We start from the raw sequence: 23,933 nt of genomic DNA, 5'->3' as shown, positions 1-23,933 counted from the left end.
AGGCAGACCTTCCTGAGCTTGCCGATCTCGGAAGGCACGTGCAGACCTTTCGTCATGGCCTCCTACCTTTCTTTCGGGCCTTACTGGCCGAATGTATCAGCGCCCCTCCGTATGGGACGCTGCTTGCTAACAGCTCTAGTTATATCCAAAAACCACCTGCAATTCCACCTCGCCCCCGAACGGTCAGCAAAGTGCGATGAACGGTATATCGCATATGATTCCCCCATGATGCACTTCGGTTCTCTAAAGCAGGTTTTCAAAGGTAAATGTTCTTTTTTCTAAGGAATTAAGCTAGATTGCACAAATATTTTCATGTTTAGGAATTGCATAGCTAAAACGGTTTTCTGCATATATATGTCGTTTGTCCATGATTCAATTTGGATTCGATTATATTCAGCTCGCAATCATTCTTATTCATACATCCTCACCAATTGAGTATGGATATAGATTGTTTCTAAACGAGTTGGGCAGTTAGTTGCATGCCTTGGCAGCGTAAGAAGTAGGTAAAGATACCGTTCGCGCGATACGTCCGTGCCAGCGGTCGACTAAATTGAGACAATAGTGAAAAGTGTTAGGCTACCGTCCTCTGTGGGGACTGAACGGACAGATGCATATGCCGAGCAAAATCGAAAAGAAGCAAGCCGCCGCAAAGCTGCGCAAACCGCCGCGCGACTTCTCATACACGCAAAACCGAGAGCTTAGCTGGCTGCGCTTTGACAACCGCGTGCTTGACGAAGCCTTCGATGAGACCGTTCCGCTGTTCGAGCGTCTAAAGTTCGTGTCGATTTTCGAGTCCAACCTCGACGAGTTTCTCATGGTGCGCGTGGGCGGCCTGTCCGATCTGGCAGAGCTCAAAAAACAACCTGTCGACAACAAGAGCAATATGACCGCCTCCGAACAGGTCGATGCTGTCATGGCCGAAATGCCCGGGCTCCTTACCCGTTGGGAGTCCATCTTTAAGAGCATCGAGGGCAAACTCGATACCTTGGGCGTTCACCGCGCCCGCATCGATTCGCTTTCGCCCGAGGAGCGCACCTTTGTAACCCGCTACTTCCAGGCCTACGTGTCGCCGGTCATCTCACCGCTGGTGATCGACCCGCGCCACCCCTTCCCCAACCTGCGCAACGGCGCGCTCTACCTGGCGTGCGGCCTGGACGGCGTCACCGACGAGGAAAGTCTGCTGGGCCTGATCGAGATTCCCGCCTCGATGAACCGCGTGGTCGAGATCCCCTCGCCCACCGGCACCTACTCCTACATCTTGCTCGAGGACGTCATCCTCGCCTGCCTGGACAGCTGCTTTGGCTCCTATAAGCCGCTCGACCGCGCGCTCATCCGCGTCACCCGCAACGCCGACATCGACCCGGACGGCGAGGGCGTCGAGGAGGAAGAGGATTACCGCCAGCACATGAAGCGCATCCTCAAGAAGCGCCTGCGCCTGCAGCCGGTAGTGCTCGCCGTCTCGGGCTCACTCGAGAAGCAGACGCTCAAGACTATCCGCAAGGCGCTCGAGCTCTCGCGTCGCTCGGTCTTTACCTGCGATATCCCGCTCAACCTGGGCTATGTCTTTGGCATTGAGGGCAAGATTCCCGAGCACCTGCGCAACGAGCTGCTCTTTACGCCATTTAAGCCGCAGCCCAACCCCACCATCGATATGTCCCGCTCCATCCGCGAGCAGGTGCTTCAGCACGACAAACTGCTCTTTTATCCCTATGAGGCCATGAACCCCTTCCTGGATCTGGTACACGAGGCCGCCTACGACCCCGAGTGCATCTCGCTGCGCATCACGCTCTACCGCGTGGCTAAGCAGAGCCGTCTGTGCGAGTCGCTGATCGATGCCGCCGAAAACGGCAAAGAGGTCACGGTGCTCATGGAGCTCCGCGCCCGCTTTGACGAGCAGAACAACATCGAGTGGGCCGAGCGTCTGGAAGAGGCAGGCTGCACCGTCATCTACGGCTCCGAAGGCTTTAAGTGCCACTCCAAGATCTGCCAGCTCACCTATCGCGAGGGCATGGCGCTTACACGCCTGACGCTGTTGGGCACCGGCAACTTTAACGAGAAGACGGCCAAGCTCTACAGCGACTTTATGCTCATGACCGCGCATCCCGGCATCGGCGAGGACGCCAACTTGTTCTTCCGCAACCTGTCGCTAGGCAACCTGCGCGGCGATTACCGCTTCCTGGGCGTGGCGCCGGTCGGCCTGAAGCCGCTCATCATGCGCGGCCTGGATCGCGAGATCCAGCGCGCCCTCGTTGGCGAGCCCGCCCGCGTGTTCTTTAAGCTCAACTCGCTCACCGACCGCGAGGTCATCGACAAGATCGCCGAGGCGTCGTGCGCAGGAGTTCGCGTGGACATGATCATCCGCGGCATCTCGTGCCTCAAGCCGGGCGTTCCGGGCAAGACCGAGAACGTGCATGTCCGTTCTATCGTCGGACGCTTTTTGGAGCATGCGCGCGTTTACGCCTTTGGCGTGGACTCGGACATGATCTATCTGAGCTCGGCCGACATGATGACGCGCAACACCGAGCACCGCGTGGAGATCGCCTTCCCCGTGCTCGACCCCACCTGCCGCGCCCTGGTGCACGAGTACATGGGCATGCAGCTGCGCGACAACGTGAAGGCACGCAGCCTCACGAGCGACGGCACCTGGGTTCCCGTGGAGCGCAAAGAGGGCGAGAAGCCCTTCAACTCGCAGGAAGCCCTGCTGGAGCGTGCCTATCGCAACGCCGAGGCCGCCGGGCAGCAGCGCGCACAGGAGAAGGAACGCGTGGCCGAAGAAGCTATTCAGGCCGAGGTTGAACATGGGGCAGTTGCCAAACCGGAAACGGTTGCCGCTCCCCCGGTGAATGAACCCGTGGCTGCCGCAGAGCCCGCCGTGGAGAAAGCGCCCGAGGTTCAGAAGGTCCAGGCGACCGTCATTGAGCCCGAGCCTGCACCTGCACCTCAGCCCGAGCCGCAGGTCACCAAACCCGCACCCGAGACGAGTGCCCGCCGCGAGAAGCCCGCTGGCAAGACCAAGGCCATCGAGCGCCATCGCCCCGGTCGCGTGCGCATGGGACTGGGTCTGATCGGCCTGGGTCTTAAGACGCTCATTACCGGCAAGACGAAATAGACGTTTGTAGAAGCGCCCCGCATTTGAGGAAAGCCTCGGATGCGGGGCGCTTTTCCCTGCTACCATGGTGCGGACAACAACGCGAATGACAGGCAGGGATATGAAGCTCACTATAGAATCGATGACCTACGGCGCCGATGGGCTGGCGCACGCCGACAACGGCAAGGCCGTCTTTGTGCAGGGCGCTGTGGCAGGCGACACCGTCGAGGCCGAGGTCGTGCAGGACGGCAAGTCATTCATGCGTGCCCGCACCACCGAGATTCTGGAGCCAAGCCCCGATCGCATTCAGCCTCCCTGCCCCTTCGTGGGCATCTGCGGCGGCTGCTCGTGGGGCAATCTCTCACGCACGGCACAGCTCGCCGCCAAGGAGCAAAACCTGCGCTCCACGCTCGAACGCATTGGCAAGTTCGCTCCTGAGCAGGTCGATGAGCTGGTGCAGCCCATCCGCCACACCAAGGACGACTGGGGCTACCGCAATAAAATCGAGCTCGAACCGACCGTCGTCAACGGTCGCGTGCGCCTTGGCATGCACGGTGTCGACCCCAGCAAGATCGTGACCGTCGATGCGTGCCCGCTGTTCGATAAGCGTTTTCCCAAGGCGCTCAAATCGGTCGTCGGCGCACTCAACTATCTAAGCGGCAGCCATGATTTGGGCCTCGAGCGCGTGGGCATTCGCGCCTCGCGCCGCACTAAGGCGCTCGAAGTCGCACTCTGGACGCCCACGGGTTCCTTCCCGCGCTCGCAAGTCTCGCGCGTGCTGGCAGACGCCGCGCACCCCACAAGCGTGGTGCGCGTGATGAGCAAGGGCGAGAAGAAGGCCCGCCGCGTCTCTAAGGTAGAGATGCTCGCCGGCGAGGGCTCGTGGACCGAGAACATCGCCGAAGGCCAGATGCGCCTGTCCGCTCCGTCGTTCTTCCAAGTCAACACCAAGGGTGCCGAGATTTTGATCGAGCTCGTTATGGACGCCCTCGACCCGCAGGAAGACGAGCTGGCCGTGGACCTGTACTGCGGTGCCGGCACCTTTACCCTGCCGCTCGCCCGCCGCTGCGATTACGTCGCCGCCGTCGAGGCCTACGGCCCGGCCGTGCGCGACCTGCGTCGCAACCTGGAGATCAACAAGCTCGATAACGTCGACGTCATCGGCGGCGATGCCGTGCGCGAGTTCCCCGACCAGGATGCCGATGTCCTGGTAGTCGACCCGCCGCGTGCAGGTCTGGCGCCCGAGGCTATCGACCTCATCGCCAGCACAAGCGCACGCGATGTCGCCTATGTGAGCTGCGATCCGGCCACCCTGGCGCGCGATCTCAAACGCTTTGTCGAAGAAGGCACCTTCTCCCCCGTCAAGATCACGCCGGTCGACCTATTCCCGCAAACCTTCCACTGCGAAACAGTCGTCCACCTCAAGCGCAACTAAACTAATCTGTTTTAGGGGGCGGGGTTCAGCAATCATCGAGTGGTGAATGATTGCTGAACCCCGCCCTATTTCATTACTGATGGCTGACCGGAGCGCCGCAGTTTTGGCAGAAGGATGCGTTTGCCTCCAACATTGAGCCACACTGTGGGCAAAAATGAGCGGACTCAACTGGCTGAGCATCATCAATCGCGGTCGGCGTCTGCTGCGTCGGCGGGACCTGCTGCGCGGGAGGCATTTGCTGGTACGGATTGGACTGCGGAGGCTGAGGCTTGTTCGACGATTCCTTGTTCAAGATAACAGCAAAGGCGACAGCCGCGACACCACCAAACACAACTAGCAAAACAAGAAGATCGAATACCCTAAGGCCTATCATCGCAAATCAGCTCCTCATGTAGCGAAAGATGACGGATGCCGAGATTTTATCGCCGCGCCGCAAGCCCCTCCTAGTGCGCAACACACATCCACCCTGCATGATTTTCTGGGGCGGGGATCAAAATCATTGGGGAATGGTGCGTGGCAAGCGGGGGTCATCGGGGTATAAGACGGCTAATTGTATGCCGCCCTATGAAAGGAACCCTTATGCCCAGCGTTGCCGTTCTTGCCGCCGATGGCTTTGAAACGATTGAATGCCTGACCATGGTCGATGTCATGCGTCGTGGCGGTGTGCGCGCCACGCTCGTCTCGATCATGCCCACGCGCGAGGTCGTAAGCTCGCTGCAGATTCCCGTAACTTGCGACGCACTCTTTGACGAGATTAACTTTGACGAGTACGACTGCGTCGTGCTGCCCGGCGGCCTGCCCGGTGCCACCAACCTGCGCGCCGACCAGCGCGTCTGCGACTTAGTCTGCGATTTCGCCGCGACCAAGCACGTCGCTGCCATCTGCGCCGCCCCGTTTATCCTGGGCGAGCTTGACCTGCTCGAGGGACGCCACGCCACGTGCTTCCCCGGCTTTGAGAAGAGTTTCCCCGAGGGTGCCTATACCGGCGACAAGGTCACGCACGACGGCAACATCATCACCGCCAACGGCATGGCCCAGTCGCTCCCCTTTGCGCTTGAGCTGCTGCGTACGCTCGCCGGCGACAAGGCTGTCGAGAAGGTTGCCGAGGGCATTCAGCTATGATTTTGGCTTCGCAATCACCGCGCCGCATCGAGTTGATGCGCGAAGCGGGCTACGACATCCGCGTCATTCCCGCCGACATCGATGAGACTCCTTTTGATGACGAGGCCCCACTTACGCTTGTCGAGCGCTTAGCTCGCGCTAAGGCTGCCGCCGTTGCCGCTGAGCACGCCGATCCTAGTGAGCTGACCATCGCGGCCGACACCATCGTCACCTTCGATGGCAAGATTTTAGGTAAGCCGGCAAACGAGGACGAAGCCCGCACCATGCTCCACGAGCTCTCGGGGCGCACGCACCAGGTCGCAACCGGCGTCTGCATCGTTAGAGCCGGAGACGTCACAGCCCCGCACGCCGCCGAGAGCCTGTCGTTTGTCGATGTAACCGACGTGACGTTCTATGAGCTCACCGACGAGCAGATTGCGCGCTACGTCGCCTCAGGCGAGCCCATGGACAAAGCCGGCGCCTACGGCATCCAGGGCGTCGGTGGGCGCATGCTCGTGCATGATATTTCGGGCGACTTCTACAACGTAGTGGGCCTGCCCATCGCTCGCGTCGCGCGCGCGATTCAAAAACTATCGTAATTGCATCTGGCGCTGGGTATCCCCCAGCGCCTACAATTTCGGCGTACCGTACGGATCCCGACCGGGCATAAGGCCCAGCGGAAAACCGATAGGAGTAAAACATGGATACACTGCTTGAGGCCATTGACGTTTGCGATGTCGATGGCTTTTGCTTTGGCAACTATACGGACGAGGAGGCCGGCACCGGTTGCACCGTAATCGTGGCACCCGAGGGCGCCACCGGCGGTGTTGACGTTCGCGGCGGTGCACCGGCATCGCGCGAGACCGACCTGCTGCGTCCCGAGAACACCGTGGACAAGGTCCACGCCGTCTGCCTTTCGGGTGGATCGGCCTTTGGTCTGGAGGCCGCAAGCGGCGTCGCCCGCGAGCTCGAGAGCCGCGGTATCGGCCTTCCCGTCGGCCCCACTCAGGTGCCCATCGTGTGCTCTAGCTGCATCTTCGACCTCGCGTTTGGCGACCCCACCGTACGCCCCGACATTGAGGCTGGCATCTCCGCCGTGCGCGAGGCGCTCGACAACACCCCCACCATGCTCGAGCAGGGCAATGTAGGTGCCGGCACCGGTGCCACCGTGGGCAAGCTCATGGGCCCCGCCACCTGCATGAAGGCCGGCCTAGGCGCTGCCGCCGTGGCACTCGGCCCTGTTAAGGTGGGTGCCGTGGTCTCGGTCAACGCCTGCGGCAATATCGTCGACCCCTTCACCGGTGAATGGGTCGCTGGTATGCGCGCTGCAGCAGATAGCGACCAGATCGTCGACATGGAGCTCGCAGCCTTTGCCGCAGCCGGTTCTATGCAGATGCCGCTCGACCGCACCAACACCACCATCAGCTGCATCGTCACCAACGTTGAGCTCACCAAGGCTCAGGCCACCAAGGTCTCCCAGATGGCAGCAGACGCCTATGCGCACGCAATCCGCCCCACGCACACCACCAACGACGGCGACACCATCTACACCCTCGCCAGCGGCAAACTGAGTGCCCAGGCAAGCGCCGCCGTCCCCCTAGACCTGCTGGGCATGCTCGCCGTAAGGGCTTTGCAAACCGCCATCGTAAACGGAGCCAAAACCGCCAAAACCTCCCACGGCATCCCCGGCGCCGCAAAGTAACCTAACCTGACCGGTTGCCCGGTGGGGCTTGGTTATGTTTGCTGCTCTACAGTCCTGGCTCGCACGAAGAGCACATTAAGTGCTCTTCGGCTCGTGCGGAACTCGCGACAAACATAACCAAGCCCCACCGGGCAACCTACTCAACAAGATCCCTTTCAGCCCAGGCCCCTGTGTACCGCGCGTCCAAGATCTTCAAATTCAGGCAGCCTGACAATCGATTCTTATAGCAAAGGCCCCTTGGCCTTTAGTTTGATACAAGTTCCGCACGAGCCGGAAAGCACTTAATGTGCTTTCCGTGCGAGCAGGACTGTTCGCAGTAGCAAACTAAAGGCCAAGGGGCCCAGTCAACCTATCAGCAGCGATTACTCAGCAGTTAGTTAAATTTGAAGATCTTTGAGGCAAGATGGTATAGGCCGAGTGTGGTTTTGTCTCCGGCCCGTCCGCGCAGGTTGGTAAAGAATCCGACCACGCCGTAGCGAGCGCGACGATACATGCGCTCGTCGTACTCCTTCAGGTCCTTCCACAGCGTCTTCAGGCGCTCATCGGCACAATCTTCCTCGGAAAGCTTGGTGAGCACCGAGCAAATCGCCATCATCATGGTGAAGTAGCCCATCATGTACGAACGCAGACGCGAGGACTCAACGTCCTGGTACAGGTGGAACGATTCCATCATGATGCGCGTTACGCGGAACTGCTGACCCAGGCGCTTGACCATCGTGGCCTCATTGACGCTCTGACCCTCGCGACCGATAAAGTAGCGATAGAGGTCGATGTCGGCGTAGTACATGGTCTTGCAGCGCGGCAGCGGCACATATGCGTAGATATTATCCACGTAGAACGTGTGTGCCGGCATAGGCAGATTCGACTCGCGCAGTACATCGGTGCGATAGCACAGGCTGTGCATGAGCAGGTTCTGATCGGGACGGAAGTGCCCGATCTGGTCCCAAGAGAAAATCTTTTTGCGCGGCAGGGCAAACTTGTAGCCAATAGCGGTATGCGTGCCCTCGTAAACCTTCTCGTACACGTAGTTCGAGATAAACAGGTCAACGCGCTGGTCGCGCTCCTCAAAGCCACGCAGAATCGACAGCATGGTCGAAAGCGCCGCTCCGTCGAGCCAGTCGTCCGAGTCGACAACCTTGTAGTAGGTGCCCTGCGCCTCGCGCAGACCCGAAAGGACGGCAATACCGTGGCCGCCGTTCTCCTGGTGCACCGCGCGAATGATTCCAGGATAACGTGCCTCCCACTCGTCGGCCTTGGCGGCCGTCTCGTCCTTGGATCCGTCGTCCACTACGATAATCTCGATATCGGTAGCGTAATTGCTCCCCTCCAAGATGGAGGTGATGCAATGGTCCATGTCCTTGGCGGCGTTATACGAGGGAATACCGAATGTTATGACTTTATGCATGGCAGGCGATAATCTCATCCGAAAGATCGAGGGCAGAATTGGTCACGGCGTCCATATCGTAGTAACGATACTCAGCCAGACGACCCACCGGGTGGAAGTTCGTCAGGTTCTGGACGCGCTCGAGATAGCGCTCGTAGAGCTCACGGTTCTCGGGCTCCAGGATAGCGTAGTACGGCGTCTCGCCCGAGCCGGGCGTATAGGCCTTGGAGTACTCCTTCATGATGGTGGTCTTGCCGGGCAGGACCTGGCCGGTCATGTTCTTGAACTCGGTGATACGCGTGTAGTCCTCGCTCGTAGTGTAGTTGACGGTGCCCACGGGCTGGAACTGGTCCATATCGAGCGTCTCGAACTTCATATCGAGCGTGCGGTACGGCAGCGCGCCCAGGTCGAGGTTGAACAGCTCGTCGAGCGGACCGGTGTAGACGATCTCGCCACCATAGACCTTGCCGTCGATCTTGACGGTGGTCTCGTCGATCTCGAAGAGGTCGCGGGCGTCCACGTCGCAGAACACATCAATCAGATCGTGATCGAGCATATGCTCGAACAGCGCGGTATAGCCGTCCTGCGGCATGCCCTGGAAAGGAGCCTGCGGGAAGTAGCGATCGTCATCGCCCACAAAGACGGGAACGCGGCCGGTGATCGAGGGGTCGATCTGATCGGGCGTCTGGCCCCACTGCTTCATGGTGTAATGCAAAAAGACGTTCTCGTAGACGTAATCGGCGACCTCGGCAAGATCCGGGTCGTTCTTCTTGCGCAGCTCCATGATGGGCACCTTGACGTCCTTGCCAAAGGTCTCCACGAGCTTTTGGTACAGCTCCTCGCCGCGCTCATCGCCAAAGGCAAGCTTAAGGCTCGCATGGTTAAAGGGCACGGGCATAAGGGTACCGTTGATGTTGGCGAGCACCTTGTGCTGGTAGTCCGTCCACTTGGTAAAGCGCGACAGGAAGTTATGCACGCGCTCGTTAAAGGTATGGTAGATGTGCGGGCCATACTCGTGGACAAGGATTCCCGCCTCGTCAGTGCAGTCGAAGGCATTGCCCGCAATGTGGCTACGGCGCTCCAAAACGGCAACACGATAGCCGATGGTCTCGGCAAGACGGCGGGCGCAAACGGCACCGGCATATCCAGCACCGACGACAATCATGTCGTACGCGCCGGCGTTAATGCCTTCAGGCAGGCCTGAGGTAATCTGCATCGATACTCCTTGTCAAAAGCCACGTGCTCGTTAGCTGGGCATTTCTCGAACATTCTTCGAGACATATTTATCAGAGCGATTATAGCGCTAATGCGTCCTATAATGAGCTTGCCACACAAGGAAAGCTCAAGCACCGCGGCGTACATAATTGAAAGGTAAACCCGCTAGCAGCGGGTTTATTCGTGTACAGCCGAGGGCCTGGAGCTTAGCAAAACGCTTGTAAGGAGTAACATGAGCGATTTCCTAAACCGTATGAAGTCTGCCGCCAAGGCCGACCTTAAGACCATCGTCCTGCCCGAGGGCGAGGATCCGCGTACCATCGTCGCGGCAAACAAAATCATCGAGGAGGGCCTGGCAAAGCTCGTCATCCTGGGCAACCCCGACGAGATCGATGTTCCCGGCGCCACCGTCATCGATCCGCGCAACGCCGAGAAGCACGAGGAGTACGCGCAGAAGTTTGCCGAGCTCCGCGCCAAGAAGGGTGTCACCATCGAGCAGGCTCGCGCCCAGGTGATGGACGCCACCTACTTTGGCACCATGATGGTCAAGATGGGCGACGCCGACGGCCTGGTCTCCGGCGCCTGCCACTCCACCGCCGACACCCTGCGCCCCGCACTGCAGATCCTCAAGACCGCCCCGGGCACCAAGCTGGTCTCGGCCTTCTTCGTGATGTGCACCGACACTCCGCAGTTCGGTACCGACGGCACGCTGATTTTTGCCGACTGCGGCCTCAACATCAACCCGTCCTCCGACGAGCTCTCCGAGATCGCCATCGCCTCGGCCCACTCCTGGTCCACCTTCATGGGCAATGTTGAACCGCACGTGGCCATGCTCTCCTACTCCACCATGGGCTCCGCCGGTGGCGAGGTCGCCAAGAAGGTCCAGGAGGCTGTGAAGTTCTGCAAGGAGAAGGCTCCCGAGCTCGCCATCGACGGCGACCTGCAGCTCGATGCCGCTATCGTCCCCACCGTCGCCCAGCTCAAGGCTCCCGGCTCCTCCGTCGCCGGTAAGGCCAACGTGCTGGTATTCCCCGACCTCGAGGCAGGCAACATCGGCTACAAGCTGGTCCAGCGCTTCGCTGGCGCTGACGCCTACGGCCCCATCCTGCAGGGCATCGCCAAGCCGGTCAACGACCTGTCGCGCGGCTGCTCTGCCGACGACATCGTGGGTGTCGTGGCCATCACCGCCGTCCAGGCTCAGATGGCTGAGTAGCGTACTGATCCGCTCGGGACCCTACAGGGTAAAGCTCTGAAAACGTCCTCAGGCATGCGAGAAGCCCCGCTGCGCACTACGTGCGGCGGGGCTTCTCGCGCCTTGCGGATTGTTTTCAGAGCTTTACCCTGTAGGGTCCCTGCCGCTACGTGGTGCTCAGGGAATCTGGAGTGGACGGCGGCTTGGCTACGAATTGGGGCTGAAAATCTGAACGGATGGGTGTCGTTGCTGGGAGCGCAGGCGTTGCTGGTGGCGATCACTTTGGGACTCGGATTTCCGCTTGCTAGCAAAAAGGCCTCCGGAGCTGTTGCTCTGGAGGCCTTTTTTCAATTACAGACGAATGCGTTAGTTGTTCTTGGTCAGACGCTCGACGTCGTGGGCGATCATGTATTCCTCATCGGTGGGGATGACCATGACCGTGACGGAAGAGCCGGCGGCGCTGATGACCTGCGGGCCGTTGCCCACGGCCTCGCGGTTCTTATTGTTGTCGATGCGCACGCCCAGCCACTCAAAGCAGTCGCAGAAGGCCTTGCGGATCGACCAGTCATTCTCGCCGATGCCAGCGGTAAAGGTGATGGTATCCACGCCCGCCATGGAGGCGATCATGGAGCCGGCCTGCTGCATGGCCTTATAGGCAAACATATCGAAGGCGAGCAGGCAGTGCTCGTCACCCTCAGAGGCGCGCGTACGGATGTCACGGGCATCGTTTGAGATGCCCGAGATGGCAAGCAGACCGGACTGCTTGTTCATCATGTCGTCGACTTCCTGGTAGCTGTAGCCGCCCTCGCGCTGAAGATAGCACACGGTGGCCGGGTCAATGGAACCACAACGGGTGCCCATCATCAGGCCGTCAAGCGGCGTGAGGCCCATCGTGGTATCGCGGCAAACGCCGTCCTCGATGGCGGCAAGCGAGGCTCCGTTGCCCAGATGGCACGAAAGCAGGCGATGGCAGCGCGAGCCCAGGATTTCCTTGGCCATCATCCACTCGTAACGGTGGCTCGTACCGTGCGCGCCGTACTTGCGCACGTGGTACTTGTCGCACACGTCCTTGGGCAGGGCGTAGGTGTAGGCGACCTCGGGCATGGTCATGTGGAACGAGGTGTCGAAGACGGCCACGTTGGGCAGCTCCGGATACTTCTCGCGGCAATATTCGATTGCCGCGGCCTCGCCGTAGTTGTGCAGCGGGGCGAGCGGGGCCACCTCAAGGATCTTAGCCATGACCTCATCGTCGACGACTGCGGAATCATCGAAGTGCCAGCCGCCCTGAACGATACGGTGGCCGATGCCATCGATCGTAAAGTCGGTCTTCTCGAGCTCCTCGAGCACGCGAGCGATAGCAGAGCGATGATCGGGGAAGGGAACCTCCTCGGTCTGCTTGGCGCCACCGTTCTCGGAATGACCAAAGATACCCATGTCCGAGCCGATACGCTCGCAGTTGCCCTTGGCGAAAACCTCGCGGGTATCGGTATCCAGAAGCTGATATTTAAGACTTGAGCTGCCGGCGTTGACAACAAGTACGTTCATGAGACTCCTTTGCAGTGCAATACGGTCGACGCAGACCTCTTAAGGCGACCGCATTTTAATAAGAAGTTATCACATCTTGATAAATAGCTATCAGACATATCGCCAAACGAGCGCAAAAGAGGGGCTGAACGGCACTTGGTCGTCCAGCCCCTCCCCTCTTGCAATTACTTGCTGTTGACGATGCGCTCGACGTCGGAAGCGATCATGAACTCCTCATCCGTGGGGATGACGAAGATCTTGACCTTGGAATCCTTGGCGGACAGGCACCAAGCGCCGTCGCCGCGAAGGGCGTTGCGGGCATGGTCCATCTTGACGCCCATAAAGGCCAGACGGTCGGCCACGCCAGCGCGAACGGCCGGAGCGTGCTCGCCGATGCCGGCGGTAAAGACCAGGGTGTCCATGCCGCACATGGAAGTGGCCATCTCGGCGGCCTTGGCGGCAATCTTGTAGACGAACATGTCGAAGGCGAGCTGGGCCTCGGGGTCGCCGGCAGCGGCGAGCTCCTCAACGTTGCGGCAGTCGTTGGTCTTGCCGCCGGTCACAGCCAAAAGGCCGGACTTCTTGTTCATCATCTCGTCGACCTCGTCGAAGGTGTAGCCGCCTTCACGCTGCAGGTAGCACACGGTAGCAGGGTCGATGGAGCCGCAGCGGGTGCCCATCATGACACCGTCGAGCGGCGTCAAGCCCATGGTGGTGTCCATGCACTTGCCGTCCTCGATGGCGCACAGGGAAGCGCCGGAGCCAATGTGGCACACGACGACCTTGCGGGCCTCGCCGTTGGTCATCTCGGCGACCTTCTTGGAGATGTAGCGATAGCTGGTGCCGTGGGCGCCATACTTACGGATGTGCAGCTTGTCGCAAACATCCTTGGGAAGGGCGTAGGTCTTGGCGACCTCGGGCATGTTGAAGTGGAAAGCGGTGTCGTAGACCGTGACGTTGGGCAGATCGGGATACTGCTCGAGGCAGTACTCGATAACGTTGGCCTCGGGGTTGTTGTGCAGCGGCGCGAGCGGGGCGACCTCGCGAATCTTGGCGAGAACGTCCTCGTCGACGAGGGAGGAGTCGCCAAAGTACCAACCGCCCTGAACGATGCGATGGCCGATGCCCTCGATCTTGACGCCGTTGGCCTCGAGGTCCTTCAGAACGACCTCAATGGCGACCTTATGGTCGGGGAACTCGATGTTCTCGGTCACCTTCTTGGAACCGTTGGCAGCATGGGTGAAGGTACCGCCGGTAAAGCAGACGCGCTCGCAGGAGCCCTTTGCGGACACCTTGTGGGACTTGGTATCGATGACCTGATACTTAAGGGTCGAAGATCCTGCGTTGACGACCAGAACGTTCATGTGTCTCCCTACTAACAGGCGGTGTGGCGCCGCCAGGTTACATACGCTTCAATAATAAACCCAAACGCCCTCGCGCTCGGGTTTATTGCGTTGATATATAAGTTATCGGTGCCCAAATACTCACGGCCTTTGACTTGTAAGACGAAATAGCGCGGGGATATACACCAAAGAAGATATCCCGAGCGCTACAAGCAATATGACTCGAATACCCGCGATGCTGCTCAACGCAGCATTGAACAGATAGAAAAGGATGGCACCCACCGCCACCATCTGGCTTTGGACCGAAATCAGTGAACAGCGCATCGAAGAATCGACAGCATTTTGAAAAATTGAGTATTTTATTGGAGCAAATAACGAGTAAGCAACCGTCTGCAGTACATAGAACACGGGCAGCAAATAGACCGGAGTAAAGGGAATCAAAAACAGAGCAGTCAGGAAAAGGCGCACGATGCCGCAAATACGCGCAAAACGGCCCTTGTCGACATGAGCAATCACACTCGGCACAATAAGCCCCATGGAAGCCGAGGCAAGGAGCTGGACCGCAATGGTCACACCCGAAGCGACGGCATTCATTCCGCGACCCGCAAGCAGCAGTGAGAAAAAGTCTTCCAGGGCGACAAAAGCAAATGCCTGAGAGCAGTCCATGATGAACGCTGAACGAAGAATGCCGTTACGCGCAATAGCGGCACCGATCATCTTCGGGCTAATTCCACGCTTAGGTGTCGCTGCAGTGTCCCCTCTTCGCATCTCAGGAATGCAGGCAACGACAACCAACGTCAACACCATTGCGATGATATCTGCCGAAAGACCAATGAGATATGCACCGACAGACGAAATGAAACCGCCCACGCAAGCGGAGATGGCATAAGAGGCATAGAAAACAAATCGCTCAACGACATTAAGTCTTACGAGCTGGTCCTGAGAGACGCTGTCAATGTAGATCGCTTCTATGGATCCGCTCACACATGCAACTGCAAATCCTTTGAGAGCAAACGCGCCGATTAAAAGCAGAGGAGAACGGGCGAAAAGTAGGGCGGCGTAGTATCCAAGCATTCCCACGACGCCAACGAGACCGCTTGTCTTTCGTCCAAACCTGTCAGCAATATAACCAGTAGGAACCTCAAGAATGAACTTACTCACTTGGTATGCAATCATCATGCTAGAAATCGCTACCATCGAGAATCCGACGAATTCAAGGTAAACCGTCAGAAAATACAAAATGGTGCTGAAGTTCGACAGAAAAACGAACGTCATATAAAGCAAAACCGTACGGTTTTTCATGCTCCGCCCTCCAAGAGCCAATAGCCCAAACCGAAATCTTGGAAAAGTATGAGGGCAAAGCCGTCAGTCATGTGTTACAAGGCGTCAACATTCACTTGACGCCACGAGGCCAAATGGCCTCACGAAGCGAGATGACGCAATAGGTGAAGAAATACCGTCTGGTGTCGATCGGTCCAGGCATTTTGTCGATAGCAAAAATAGATGGGCAAGGCCACGTCATGCGAGCCTTCAATGGAGCACTCGCTCACTTCCAGTCCATCTGTTGCGAGAGAAGAGCCAGAAAAACTCAATATCAATCCCCCGGCTTGAAGAAACTCAGTCTGCGCCCTGTTTTCGTATTCGACGTCGCGGAAGCGGAAATTAACCAGCTGAGCCTCGGGACATTGGTTGATTGCATTGAGACAGGGTGACAAATTAATGGGAACAGCCAGCCTGCCGCCCAGCAACTCACGAACGGTCATAGCACCCACAGATTGATGACCCGCTGGACACGAAAGAACCTTGAGCTCCTTTTCACCCAAGTATTTCGAAGAAAGGACACTATCCCTTGGTTCCTCAAATGAGATGGCCGCATCCGAAATGCCAAGCACAAGTGATTCAAAGCATGTGGCCGTTGGCTGATGCCAAACATCAAGGTGAATCTGGGGGTGCAAGCTTTCAAACGAGTCGTACCAGTTTTCGGAAAAAAGACGCCCCCGCCCGTGAAGACAGGGGGCGTAAAGACGGAAGTGGCCGTCGGGCGAAACGCCGCCGTTCCCCGATTGAGCGTACTTTTTGAGATCGTCGACTTGTGCCAGGATCACGCGTGCACGACGCGCAAATTCTCTGCCCGCCGGAGACAAAACAGCCTCCCCCGCCGATCGGTCGAGCAAAACAATCTGATACTCAGATTCCAACTTTTTGATTGCCGACGAAACGGCCTGTGGGCTCACGTGAACGGCGCGAGCCGCTTTGCGCACGCCGCCGTAGTTCGCTACCGCTTGAAGGTATTCGAGTTGAGAAAGCTGCATAGGTTACTCCAAAGGCAGCCAAGTCGACGGGCCGTGCGTCCTCAGATGAGGTTCTCGCCCAGGTTTTTGCCGCCGAGAACGTGCATGTGGAAGTGCATGACGGTCTGGCCGGCGTTGACGCCCTTGTTGGAGATGACGCGGAAACCGTCCTCCAAGCCCTTGGCCTTAGCGACCTCCTGGATGGCGTGAGCCATGGCGCCCATGGTCTCGGCAGGTACGTTGTCGGCGATGTCACTGTAGTGCTTCTTGGGGATCACGAGCGTATGGACCGGCGCCTGGGGATTGAGGTCGTCGAAGGCGATGACCTGGTCGTCCTCATAGACAACGGTCGAGGGGATCTCGTGGTTGGCAATTTTGCAGAAGATGCAATCGCACATGGTTGGTTCCTTTCTCACAGACCAAGCCAATTATATTTGGTCGGGATGGTTAGAACGAGAGGTTGTCGTCCGTGTTGGCGGCTTCGCCGTCGGCGAGCACGTCGTTGCCGTCGACGTCCTTAAGAAGCACCGAGACCTTCTGCTCGGCATCGGACAGGCGGGTGCGCAGGCTCTTGAGGAGCTCGACGCCGCGGGTATAGCTCTCGAGCGACTCCTCGAGCTCCATATCGCCCGACTCCAAGCTGCGGATGATGAGCTCCAACTCCTGCGAAGCCTGCTTGTACGTAAGCTGCTCGACCGGGGTCTTCTCTGCCATATCTGTTTCCTTTCCTAAAGGTTTATCGCTATGAAACGCGACTTACTCGACCGTATCGACGGTTGCTGCCACGTTGCCGTCCGCCATGCGCACGCGAATAGCGTCGCCCGGCTTAAAGGTCTTGACGCTCGTAGCCACACCGTCCTCGCTGTACGCGATGGAGTAACCGCGGGCAAGCACCTTGAGCGGCGACAAGGCATCGAGCGACGCGGCAGCTCGGCCCAGGTCGGACGCGGATTTGCTGAGCATCGTGCGCCCCTGATGCTCCAGACGGGAACTCGCAAGTGTGAGCGCATGGCGCTTGCCATCGAGCCCCGAGGTGCTTGCAACCAAGCGCTCGGGCAGACGCTCGAAGTTGGAGCGGAAGGCCCCAACCGAACGCGTTATGGCGCCCGACAGACGATCGGCCGTCAGGGCGAGCTCAGACTCGCGACGCTCGACCATAAACGTGGGGTCGTTGAGGCACGGGCGGCACGCGGCTGCATCGAGCGCGGCGCCCAGACGAGCCGTATAGGTGTCCCAGGCCCGACGACCGCGCTGGTCGAGCATTTCCAAATCGACCTGATCCGACCCGATCATCGAAGCCATCGCGGCGCCCAGACGCTGATGGCGCGTCTCGAGCACATCGACCAACTCCGTCATAGCCGGCGCCACCGATTCTGCCGCAGCCGTGGGCGTGGAGGCGCGACGGTCGCTCACCATGTCGCAGATCGAGGTATCGGGCTCATGCCCAATGCCCGTCACCACGGGCACGGGACAGGCTGCCACCGCACGGGCAAGCTCCTCGTCGTTAAAGGTCATGAGGTCCTCGAAGGAACCGCCGCCACGCACGAGCAAAATGCAATCGGGCGCCGGCGTAATGGCAGCGGCGCGACGCAAGCCTTCAATAAGCTCTGCCGGCGCACCCTCGCCCTGGACCTTTGCGCCCACGCAGACAAGCTCGACGAGCGGGTTGCGACGGCGCAGCGTACGCTTGACGTCGTCGATTACGGCGCCCGAAAGCGAGGTGACAACCGCCACGCGCGAGCAAAACACCGGGATGCGGCGCTTGCGCGCTTCGTCCATCAGGCCCTCGCGGCGTAGCTTTTCGGCCAACTGAGCCACCTGCTGACGCAGCAAGCCCTCCCCCGCCAGCGAGAACGAGCGGGCGACGAAGCTCATGCGACCCGTAGGCTTGTAGAGATTGAAGCTGCCCTTAAAGCTTACCTGCATGCCGTCGCGCAGATCGAAGGTGCGCTTAAGGTAGGCGCCCTTCCAGATGATGCAGTCGACGGCCGCCGAGTCGTCCTTGATTTGGAAGTAGCAGTGGCCGCTTCGGGCATTGGGACCACGAAAACCCGTGACCTCACCCAAAACGCTCAGCTGCGGAATGGCATCGAGCGCGCCGGCGGCGATCTCCACCGCTTGGCTCACGCTGAGCTCTTTGCGCTCCTGCTCGTCCGATCCGTCGAACTCGGCGGAAACGGTATTGCCGGTCAGATTCCAGCCTGCCACGCAGCCCCCTTTCGTCATCGTGCACACGGGCTCCGGCCCTGCGCAAATTCAAGTCCAACACATAGTACAGCGCCGCGGGGACACGAATCCCCGCGGCGCCCAGCGACCCAATTTGTTATCGGTTGGAGTTTCTGTTGTAACGAGCCATAAGGTAGAGCAGTTGGATGATCGAAGTGAGCGCCGCCGCCACGTAGGTGAGCGCGGCTGCCGTCAGCACCTTCTTGGCACCGTTGACCTGCTTGGAACTCATGCCCGACTGCTCGATATACGCCACGGCGCGGCGACTGGCATCAATCTCGACCGGCAGCGTAACGAGTTGGAACAGCACACTAAACGAGAAGAAGACCAGCGCGAGGGTCGTGAGTCCCGCAATGTTCATGAACAAGCCCATGAGCAGCACGATCGTCCAGGTGTTCTGGGTAAAGTTGACGACGGGGACCAAAGCGGTGCGTACCTTCATCATGGCATAGCCGCTTTGGCGCTGGGCGGCATGGCCCGCCTCGTGACAGGCGACGGCAACGCTTGCGACCGACCCGCCCGAACGGTTGGCATCCGACAGATACAGGTTGTTGTCCTGCGGGTTGTAATGATCGGTGAGCTCGCCGGCAACGCCCTTGATGCCCACGGCGCTACAGCCGTTGGCATTGAGCATGCGGCGAGCGACCGTGGCACCCGTATCGCCGTCCGAGCGCACCTTGGACCACGTCTTGTACGTCGAGTTGATATAGCTCTGCGCGGCAAGGCCGAGCACCGTGCAGACAAGAACAACCAGCAGGTACAGCGGGTCAATGCCAAAGCCGTATCCATAGTAATAAGGCATGCGAATTCCTCCGAATCGAGTTACACGTTGGAGGCATTCTACCCACTCAGCCGGCTAGGCTTCCCTATAACAACTCAATCTTTCCGTCCTTCACGGTGAGTCCCATATTGCCCGAGAGCAAATCGTCCAGGCGCGAGCCCACGAGCTCAAAGCGCCAGCCTTCGCGCAGGGGGCTCTGCTCGGGATGCTCAATATAGTCGGCCAGGTCATCGCGCGAGGCAATGACCGAGGTCGCCACGCCCGAGCGCTCGGCAACCAGGCGAATGAGCGCATACATCAGGTCCGTCACGCTCTCCAACTCCGGCGAAATCTGACGGTGCCCGCGCACCATGAGCGGTAGGCGATCGTGTGGGCAGCTCGCACCGCGCTTAATGGCCATGAGCGCGCCGTCCACGTCGCGCTCCCCCAGCTGGTCGGTACCGCGAATGCTGCGGAACTCCTCAACACGAACGGGATTACGTTTAACCAGGGCCAGCAGCGTATCGTCGGACATGACCCACTTGCGTGGGATGTTGCGGCGCTCGGCGCGGTCCTCGCGCCAAGCGGCAAGCTCGCGCGCAATGCCCAGCTGATGGCGGCTGCAGGAGTTGATGCGCTTGACCTTGCGGAATGCCTCGTGACGATCGGCGCGATAGTGCGACTCGTCGGCCAGCGGACGCAACTCGTCGAGCACCCAGTCCACCCGGCCCAGCTCGCGCAGGCGACTCATCATCTCGGTATAGGCAACGATCAGGTACTTGACGTCATCGATCGCGTACTCGATCTGCTTATCGGTCAGCGGGCGGCGCGACCAATCGGTAAGCGACTCGGTCTTGGGCAATGAGACGCCGCAAAACGTCTGCACGAGCGCGCCGTAGGAAATCTGCTGGCGCTCGCCCAAAAAGGCGGCGGCCACCTGCGTGTCAAAAATGGGACGCGGCAGCACGCCCACGGTATGGAGCATAACCTCCATATCCTGCGAGCAAGCGTGAAACACCTTGGTCACGCTCTCATCGCCCATAAGCTCGGCCAGCGGCGATAGGTCGTCGATCACCAGAGGATCGACCGCGACGCTCTCGGCAGGGGTGGCAATCTGGACCAAGCACAGGCGCGGGTGGAACGTGCGCTCGCGCAAAAACTCGGTATCGACGGCAATCGCGTCGAACTCGCGGGCGCGCTGGCAAAAGTCGAGTAGAGCCTGATGTGTGGAAATGTACATATCAACCCATCGAATAAGGTTAGGCCCGAAAAACACGGGTAGGATATCGGCATTGCCTTACAACTATACTCGGTTAGTCACAGAACGGGAACGTAAGTATGCGCTGCCTTATCATCCACAACCCGGCATCGGGCCCCAGCTCAGATGAAATCTACGCGTTCACGCACGCCCTCGCGCAGGGCGGCGACGAGGTCGTGATGCGCTTTATCGGCGATGGCATGGAACCCGAGGACGCCGTGGCAGACGTGCGCGAGTTTGATCGCGTGGTCGTTTCGGGCGGCGACGGCACCGTCTCCAACGTGCTCGACCAAATGCGCGGGTGCGGTGTCCCCACGCTCGTCTTCCCCTCCGGCACGGCCTGCCTGTTCTTTAACAACATCGGTAATGCCCCCGAGGCAGCGGCGCTTGCCAAGGCTTGCCGCGCCGGTCGCACGGTCAAAGTGGACATGGGCGAGCTCTTTTGGCTCGACGAGAACGGCAACGAGAAGCGCCACGGCTTTATCATCATCGCCGGCTCGGGCTTCGACGCCGAGATCATGATGAAGGCCGCCCCCGCCAAAAACGACATCGGTGAGATCGCCTATTTCCTGTCGGCGCTCGCCACACCCAACCCCACGGTGGCGCACTTTACGATTGAGCATGACGGCATTGTCGAGGAGCTCGATGGCATCTGCTGCATGGCCGGCAACACCTCGGTCATTCAAAACGACATCAACCTGTTCCCCGATTGCCGCATGAACGACGGCATGGTCGACATCGCGGTCATCGAGCCCGTAAAAACCGTCCAGCTCCTGCCCACTGTGATCACCGCCGCGCTCGACCCCGCCGGCAAGGTGCTCGGCCGTCCGCAGTTCAAGATCATCCAGACCAAGGAAGCCAAAATCACCTGCACGCCGTCGCTGGGCATGCAGTTCGATGGCGAGATCATCTCCAGCAACTCGGGCGTCTTTGGAGCCCGCGCGCTTCCGCAATGCCTCGACCTCATCGTCGACGAATTCTCCCCGCTCGGAAAATAGGAGGACCCCATGAACGACAACCCCCTGATTGGCTTTATCGTCATCGTCTTGGCCATGCTCGTCGGCTATGCGATTAACGTGATCCACCGCCGGAAGAAGTAATTCCACATTGGTATGATATTCATCCAATTATCATTTCCCCCGTTGTTTATGCATTTGCCAGACAGCGGGGGATTTTTCTTTGTGCCCCGTGCAAGGCGCTTTATTCAGATACAGTAATTGCAGGGCGTCTTTATTTAACTAAAGCTAGATAATGAGTATTCTTGTCCGCTCATCGCATATTTTAGGACGCTCATCGAGTATTTCATCGAAATAGATGAATACTATTTAGACTTCCGATAGGCTAATAGATGTATTTATTAGCTGAAATCCTGCATGGTTCCGCGGGGTTTCAACGGTTGGGAGGGATCATGAGGTTTACTCATCCTGTCAACACGCTCAAAAAGCTCGGCTGCGGCCTTGCGTTTGGAGCAGCGGCCATCATGGCCATGCCGACTTCGGCGCTCGCCTGCACCCAGATCTACATGGGCAGCAAGCTTACGGCAGACGGCAACACGTACTACGGCCGTTCCGAGGACTTCGGTCCGCGCTATGTCAAGCACTTTGGCATTGAGCCCGCACACAAGAACGGCAACGAGTACACCTCGGTCGAGTCCGGTTTTGAATACAAGTCCAAGGGCGCAACCTACCGCTACACCTTCGTTCGCGACAACCCCTCTCAGTGGGAAGATCGCTACGACGCATATTCCGAGGCTGGCATCAACGAGAAGGGCGTTTCCTGCTCTGCCACGCTGAGCACCTCCTATAACGAGAAGGCCGAAGAGGCCGACCCCATCACCGAGGAGACCGGTATCGGCGAGTACAACTACGCTAGCGTCATCCTGGGCGAGAGCGCCACGGCCCGCGAGGGCGTCGAGCTCATCGGCAGCCTGATCGACGAGCAGGGCGTCTGCTCCAACGACCAGATCATCATCGCCGACAGCACCGAGACCTGGCTGTTCGCCGCGCTTTCCGGGCATCAGTGGATTGCTATGAAGCTCACCGATGACATCGCCTCGCTCAACCCCAACATCGGCAACCTCACCTATAACGTCGACCTCGATGACACCGAGAACTTTCTCCATTCCGAGGGCATCGAGTCCATGCCCAAGGAGAAGGGCTTTGCCGAGTACACCGACGGCAAGTTCGACGTCGCCAAGACCTACGGCGAGGAGATTAGCGAGGCCGGTATGCACCAGTGGTCGCGCTATATCCAGGGTCGTGATTACTTCATGGCTCCGCTTGCCGAGGGCACCGACTACGAGATCGTCAAGGACGAGCGCGAAGAGGCTCGCGCCACGACCGGCGCCCTGGTCCACGAGATGCAGCCGCTGTTCTTCCAGCCCGGCAAGTCCGACTGGAACACCTTTGAGATGATTCGTTCCTTCGCCGCTCGCGGCGAGAATGTCGCCGGCCTCAACGCCAACACCGACGGCGCCTATGCCATCGGCTCCAACCGCAACACCGAGATCCACACCTTCCAGATCCGTCAGGGCATGGACCCCGAGATCGCGACCATTCAGTGGGAGATGCTCTCCAACGCCGAATTCTCCGTCGCCATCCCCTTCTACTCCGCACTGCTCACCGAGGTCAGCCCCTACTTCAGCGATCAGGATGTCTCCTTCGATCACTGCGAAGAGGAAGACGTCGTGAACAACGAGGAGCCCAAGAACTCCATCAACTACGTCCTCATGGACATCAACACGCTCGCCTATGAGAACCGCGACCACTGCGCCACCGGCGTCCGCGCCTATCTCGACGCCCTGCAGAAGGAACTCATCGAGCAGAACCTGACCGTCGACGAGGCCATGCAGGCCGAAGAAGGCACCGAGGCCCGTACCGCCCTGGCCAACAAGGCCGGCAAGGCTGCCACCAAGAACACCTACCTCAAGTGCAAGGCCATGCTTGAGGAGATGCGTGACTACCTTAAGGAGGGCGACTTCTCCGAGGAGTTCGTCCCGAGCGACTACGATGCCGACAACGACTGCCTAGTCGAGTCCATCACCTACGCCGACGAGGCCCTCTCCGATGAGGATGTAGCCGAGCCCGAGGTTAAAGAAGAGGCAACCGAGGAGAAGTCCGAGGGCAACAACATGGCCGCCATGGCCGTTGGCGCCGTCGTCGTCATCGGTGTCTGCGGCTTCGTGCTCTATCGTCGCAAAAAGGCCTAAGAACCCCTCACCTTAAGGCGCGGGCGGGAAGGCCAAGGTCGCCCGCCCGCCCAGCCACCCATTCGACCGGCAGGAAACATCGCCGAAATCTTTTCAAAAAAGATTTCCCCGCACACACTTCGCTGTGCTATAGTGCAGCGCAACAGCAACTAGGTGCGACCGCGCCACGGCATCACGAAAGGAGCCACCAACATGAAGAACACGAT

Annotated in this window: 20 protein-coding genes; 8 read left to right on the top strand and 12 right to left on the bottom strand. The window is 59.2% G+C overall.

The window, feature by feature from the left end; all coding sequences use genetic code 11:
• The first annotated feature begins 613 nt into the window (after nt 1–613).
• Nucleotides 614–3,109 carry a polyphosphate kinase 1 gene (gene ppk1 / locus GPK39_RS03685; RefSeq protein ID WP_252204631.1) on the top strand — a complete coding sequence of 832 codons (2,496 nt, stop codon included), beginning with the start codon at nt 614–616 and terminating at the stop codon, nt 3,107–3,109.
• Between the two features lie 85 nt (nt 3,110–3,194).
• Nucleotides 3,195–4,523 (top strand): 23S rRNA (uracil(1939)-C(5))-methyltransferase RlmD, encoded by a 1,329-nt coding sequence (gene rlmD / locus GPK39_RS03680; protein ID WP_215673863.1) that lies wholly within the window; start codon nt 3,195–3,197, stop codon nt 4,521–4,523.
• Nucleotides 4,524–4,596: 73 nt separating this feature from the next.
• Here rlmD and GPK39_RS09805 read toward each other — a convergent pair whose 3' ends face one another.
• A complete protein-coding gene (locus tag GPK39_RS09805) occupies nt 4,597–4,758 on the bottom strand; it encodes a zinc-ribbon domain-containing protein (RefSeq protein ID WP_423237415.1) in 162 nt (53 codons plus the stop codon).
• Between the two features lie 344 nt (nt 4,759–5,102).
• Between GPK39_RS09805 and GPK39_RS03670 the strand changes: the two genes are divergently transcribed.
• The 3 genes from GPK39_RS03670 to GPK39_RS03660 all read left to right on the top strand — a co-directional run bounded on the left by GPK39_RS03670 (nt 5,103) and on the right by GPK39_RS03660 (nt 7,326).
• Entirely contained in the window at nt 5,103–5,645 is a 543-nt protein-coding gene (locus GPK39_RS03670) for a DJ-1 family glyoxalase III (protein WP_215673858.1), read from the top strand.
• Nucleotides 5,642–6,223 carry a Maf family protein gene (locus GPK39_RS03665; protein WP_215673857.1) on the top strand — a complete coding sequence of 194 codons (582 nt, stop codon included), beginning with the start codon at nt 5,642–5,644 and terminating at the stop codon, nt 6,221–6,223. The genes GPK39_RS03670 and GPK39_RS03665 overlap by 4 nt, the downstream gene beginning before the upstream one ends.
• Nucleotides 6,224–6,324: 101 nt before the next feature.
• Complete coding sequence (locus tag GPK39_RS03660) at nt 6,325–7,326, top strand: P1 family peptidase (protein WP_215673856.1); 1,002 nt, start codon at nt 6,325–6,327, stop codon at nt 7,324–7,326.
• Nucleotides 7,327–7,699: 373 nt separating this feature from the next.
• Here the strand turns inward: GPK39_RS03660 and GPK39_RS03655 are convergent, their stop codons facing one another.
• Both GPK39_RS03655 and glf read right to left on the bottom strand, forming a co-directional pair.
• Nucleotides 7,700–8,731 carry a glycosyltransferase family 2 protein gene (locus tag GPK39_RS03655; RefSeq protein WP_215673854.1) on the bottom strand — a complete coding sequence of 344 codons (1,032 nt, stop codon included), beginning with the start codon at nt 8,729–8,731 and terminating at the stop codon, nt 7,700–7,702.
• The gene (glf, locus tag GPK39_RS03650) at nt 8,724–9,926 is read right to left on the bottom strand and encodes a UDP-galactopyranose mutase (RefSeq protein WP_215673852.1); all 1,203 of its coding nucleotides are present in this window, start codon (nt 9,924–9,926) and stop codon (nt 8,724–8,726) included. Before glf ends, GPK39_RS03655 begins: the two co-directional genes overlap by 8 nt.
• Nucleotides 9,927–10,157: 231 nt before the next feature.
• Here glf and pta point away from each other — a divergent pair, with 231 nt between their 5' ends.
• The gene (pta, locus tag GPK39_RS03645) at nt 10,158–11,138 is read left to right on the top strand and encodes a phosphate acetyltransferase (protein ID WP_117640338.1); all 981 of its coding nucleotides are present in this window, start codon (nt 10,158–10,160) and stop codon (nt 11,136–11,138) included.
• A gap of 345 nt (nt 11,139–11,483) precedes the next feature.
• On the opposite strand, the gene GPK39_RS03640 is transcribed toward pta, so the two are convergent.
• The 9 genes from GPK39_RS03640 to rnd form a co-directional block, all read right to left on the bottom strand.
• The gene (locus GPK39_RS03640) at nt 11,484–12,662 is read right to left on the bottom strand and encodes an acetate/propionate family kinase (RefSeq protein WP_215673850.1); all 1,179 of its coding nucleotides are present in this window, start codon (nt 12,660–12,662) and stop codon (nt 11,484–11,486) included.
• 164 nt (nt 12,663–12,826) lie between these two features.
• Nucleotides 12,827–14,005 carry an acetate/propionate family kinase gene (locus tag GPK39_RS03635; protein WP_154517274.1) on the bottom strand — a complete coding sequence of 393 codons (1,179 nt, stop codon included), beginning with the start codon at nt 14,003–14,005 and terminating at the stop codon, nt 12,827–12,829.
• Between the two features lie 120 nt (nt 14,006–14,125).
• Entirely contained in the window at nt 14,126–15,286 is a 1,161-nt protein-coding gene (locus GPK39_RS03630) for an MFS transporter (protein ID WP_215673848.1), read from the bottom strand.
• A gap of 119 nt (nt 15,287–15,405) precedes the next feature.
• Entirely contained in the window at nt 15,406–16,296 is an 891-nt protein-coding gene (locus GPK39_RS03625) for a LysR family transcriptional regulator (protein ID WP_215673846.1), read from the bottom strand.
• Between the two features lie 41 nt (nt 16,297–16,337).
• Nucleotides 16,338–16,673: a histidine triad nucleotide-binding protein gene (locus GPK39_RS03620; protein ID WP_035137921.1), complete on the bottom strand. Its 336-nt coding sequence runs from the start codon at nt 16,671–16,673 to the stop codon at nt 16,338–16,340.
• A 49-nt stretch (nt 16,674–16,722) separates the two neighbouring features.
• Nucleotides 16,723–16,989 carry an exodeoxyribonuclease VII small subunit gene (xseB, locus tag GPK39_RS03615; RefSeq protein WP_006234311.1) on the bottom strand — a complete coding sequence of 89 codons (267 nt, stop codon included), beginning with the start codon at nt 16,987–16,989 and terminating at the stop codon, nt 16,723–16,725.
• 42 nt (nt 16,990–17,031) lie between these two features.
• Nucleotides 17,032–18,483: an exodeoxyribonuclease VII large subunit gene (gene xseA / locus GPK39_RS03610; protein WP_423237414.1), complete on the bottom strand. Its 1,452-nt coding sequence runs from the start codon at nt 18,481–18,483 to the stop codon at nt 17,032–17,034.
• A gap of 115 nt (nt 18,484–18,598) precedes the next feature.
• Nucleotides 18,599–19,303 carry a zinc metallopeptidase gene (locus GPK39_RS03605; RefSeq protein ID WP_215673844.1) on the bottom strand — a complete coding sequence of 235 codons (705 nt, stop codon included), beginning with the start codon at nt 19,301–19,303 and terminating at the stop codon, nt 18,599–18,601.
• A 64-nt stretch (nt 19,304–19,367) separates the two neighbouring features.
• Entirely contained in the window at nt 19,368–20,501 is a 1,134-nt protein-coding gene (rnd, locus tag GPK39_RS03600; protein WP_195239117.1) for a ribonuclease D, read from the bottom strand.
• Nucleotides 20,502–20,599: 98 nt separating this feature from the next.
• Between rnd and GPK39_RS03595 the strand changes: the two genes are divergently transcribed.
• Nucleotides 20,600–21,517, top strand: a complete 918-nt coding sequence (locus tag GPK39_RS03595; RefSeq protein ID WP_022094107.1) for a diacylglycerol/lipid kinase family protein — start codon at nt 20,600–20,602, stop codon at nt 21,515–21,517.
• Nucleotides 21,518–21,927: 410 nt separating this feature from the next.
• Nucleotides 21,928–23,727: a C69 family dipeptidase gene (locus tag GPK39_RS03590; RefSeq protein WP_215673842.1), complete on the top strand. Its 1,800-nt coding sequence runs from the start codon at nt 21,928–21,930 to the stop codon at nt 23,725–23,727.
• Nucleotides 23,728–23,933: the final 206 nt, after the last annotated feature.

This window comes from Collinsella aerofaciens (assembly GCF_018785245.1).
Classification (GTDB): domain Bacteria; phylum Actinomycetota; class Coriobacteriia; order Coriobacteriales; family Coriobacteriaceae; genus Collinsella; species Collinsella aerofaciens_AD.
Note: the sequence above shows the minus strand (reverse complement) of the source record. Positions and strands in the feature narration are given on the sequence as shown.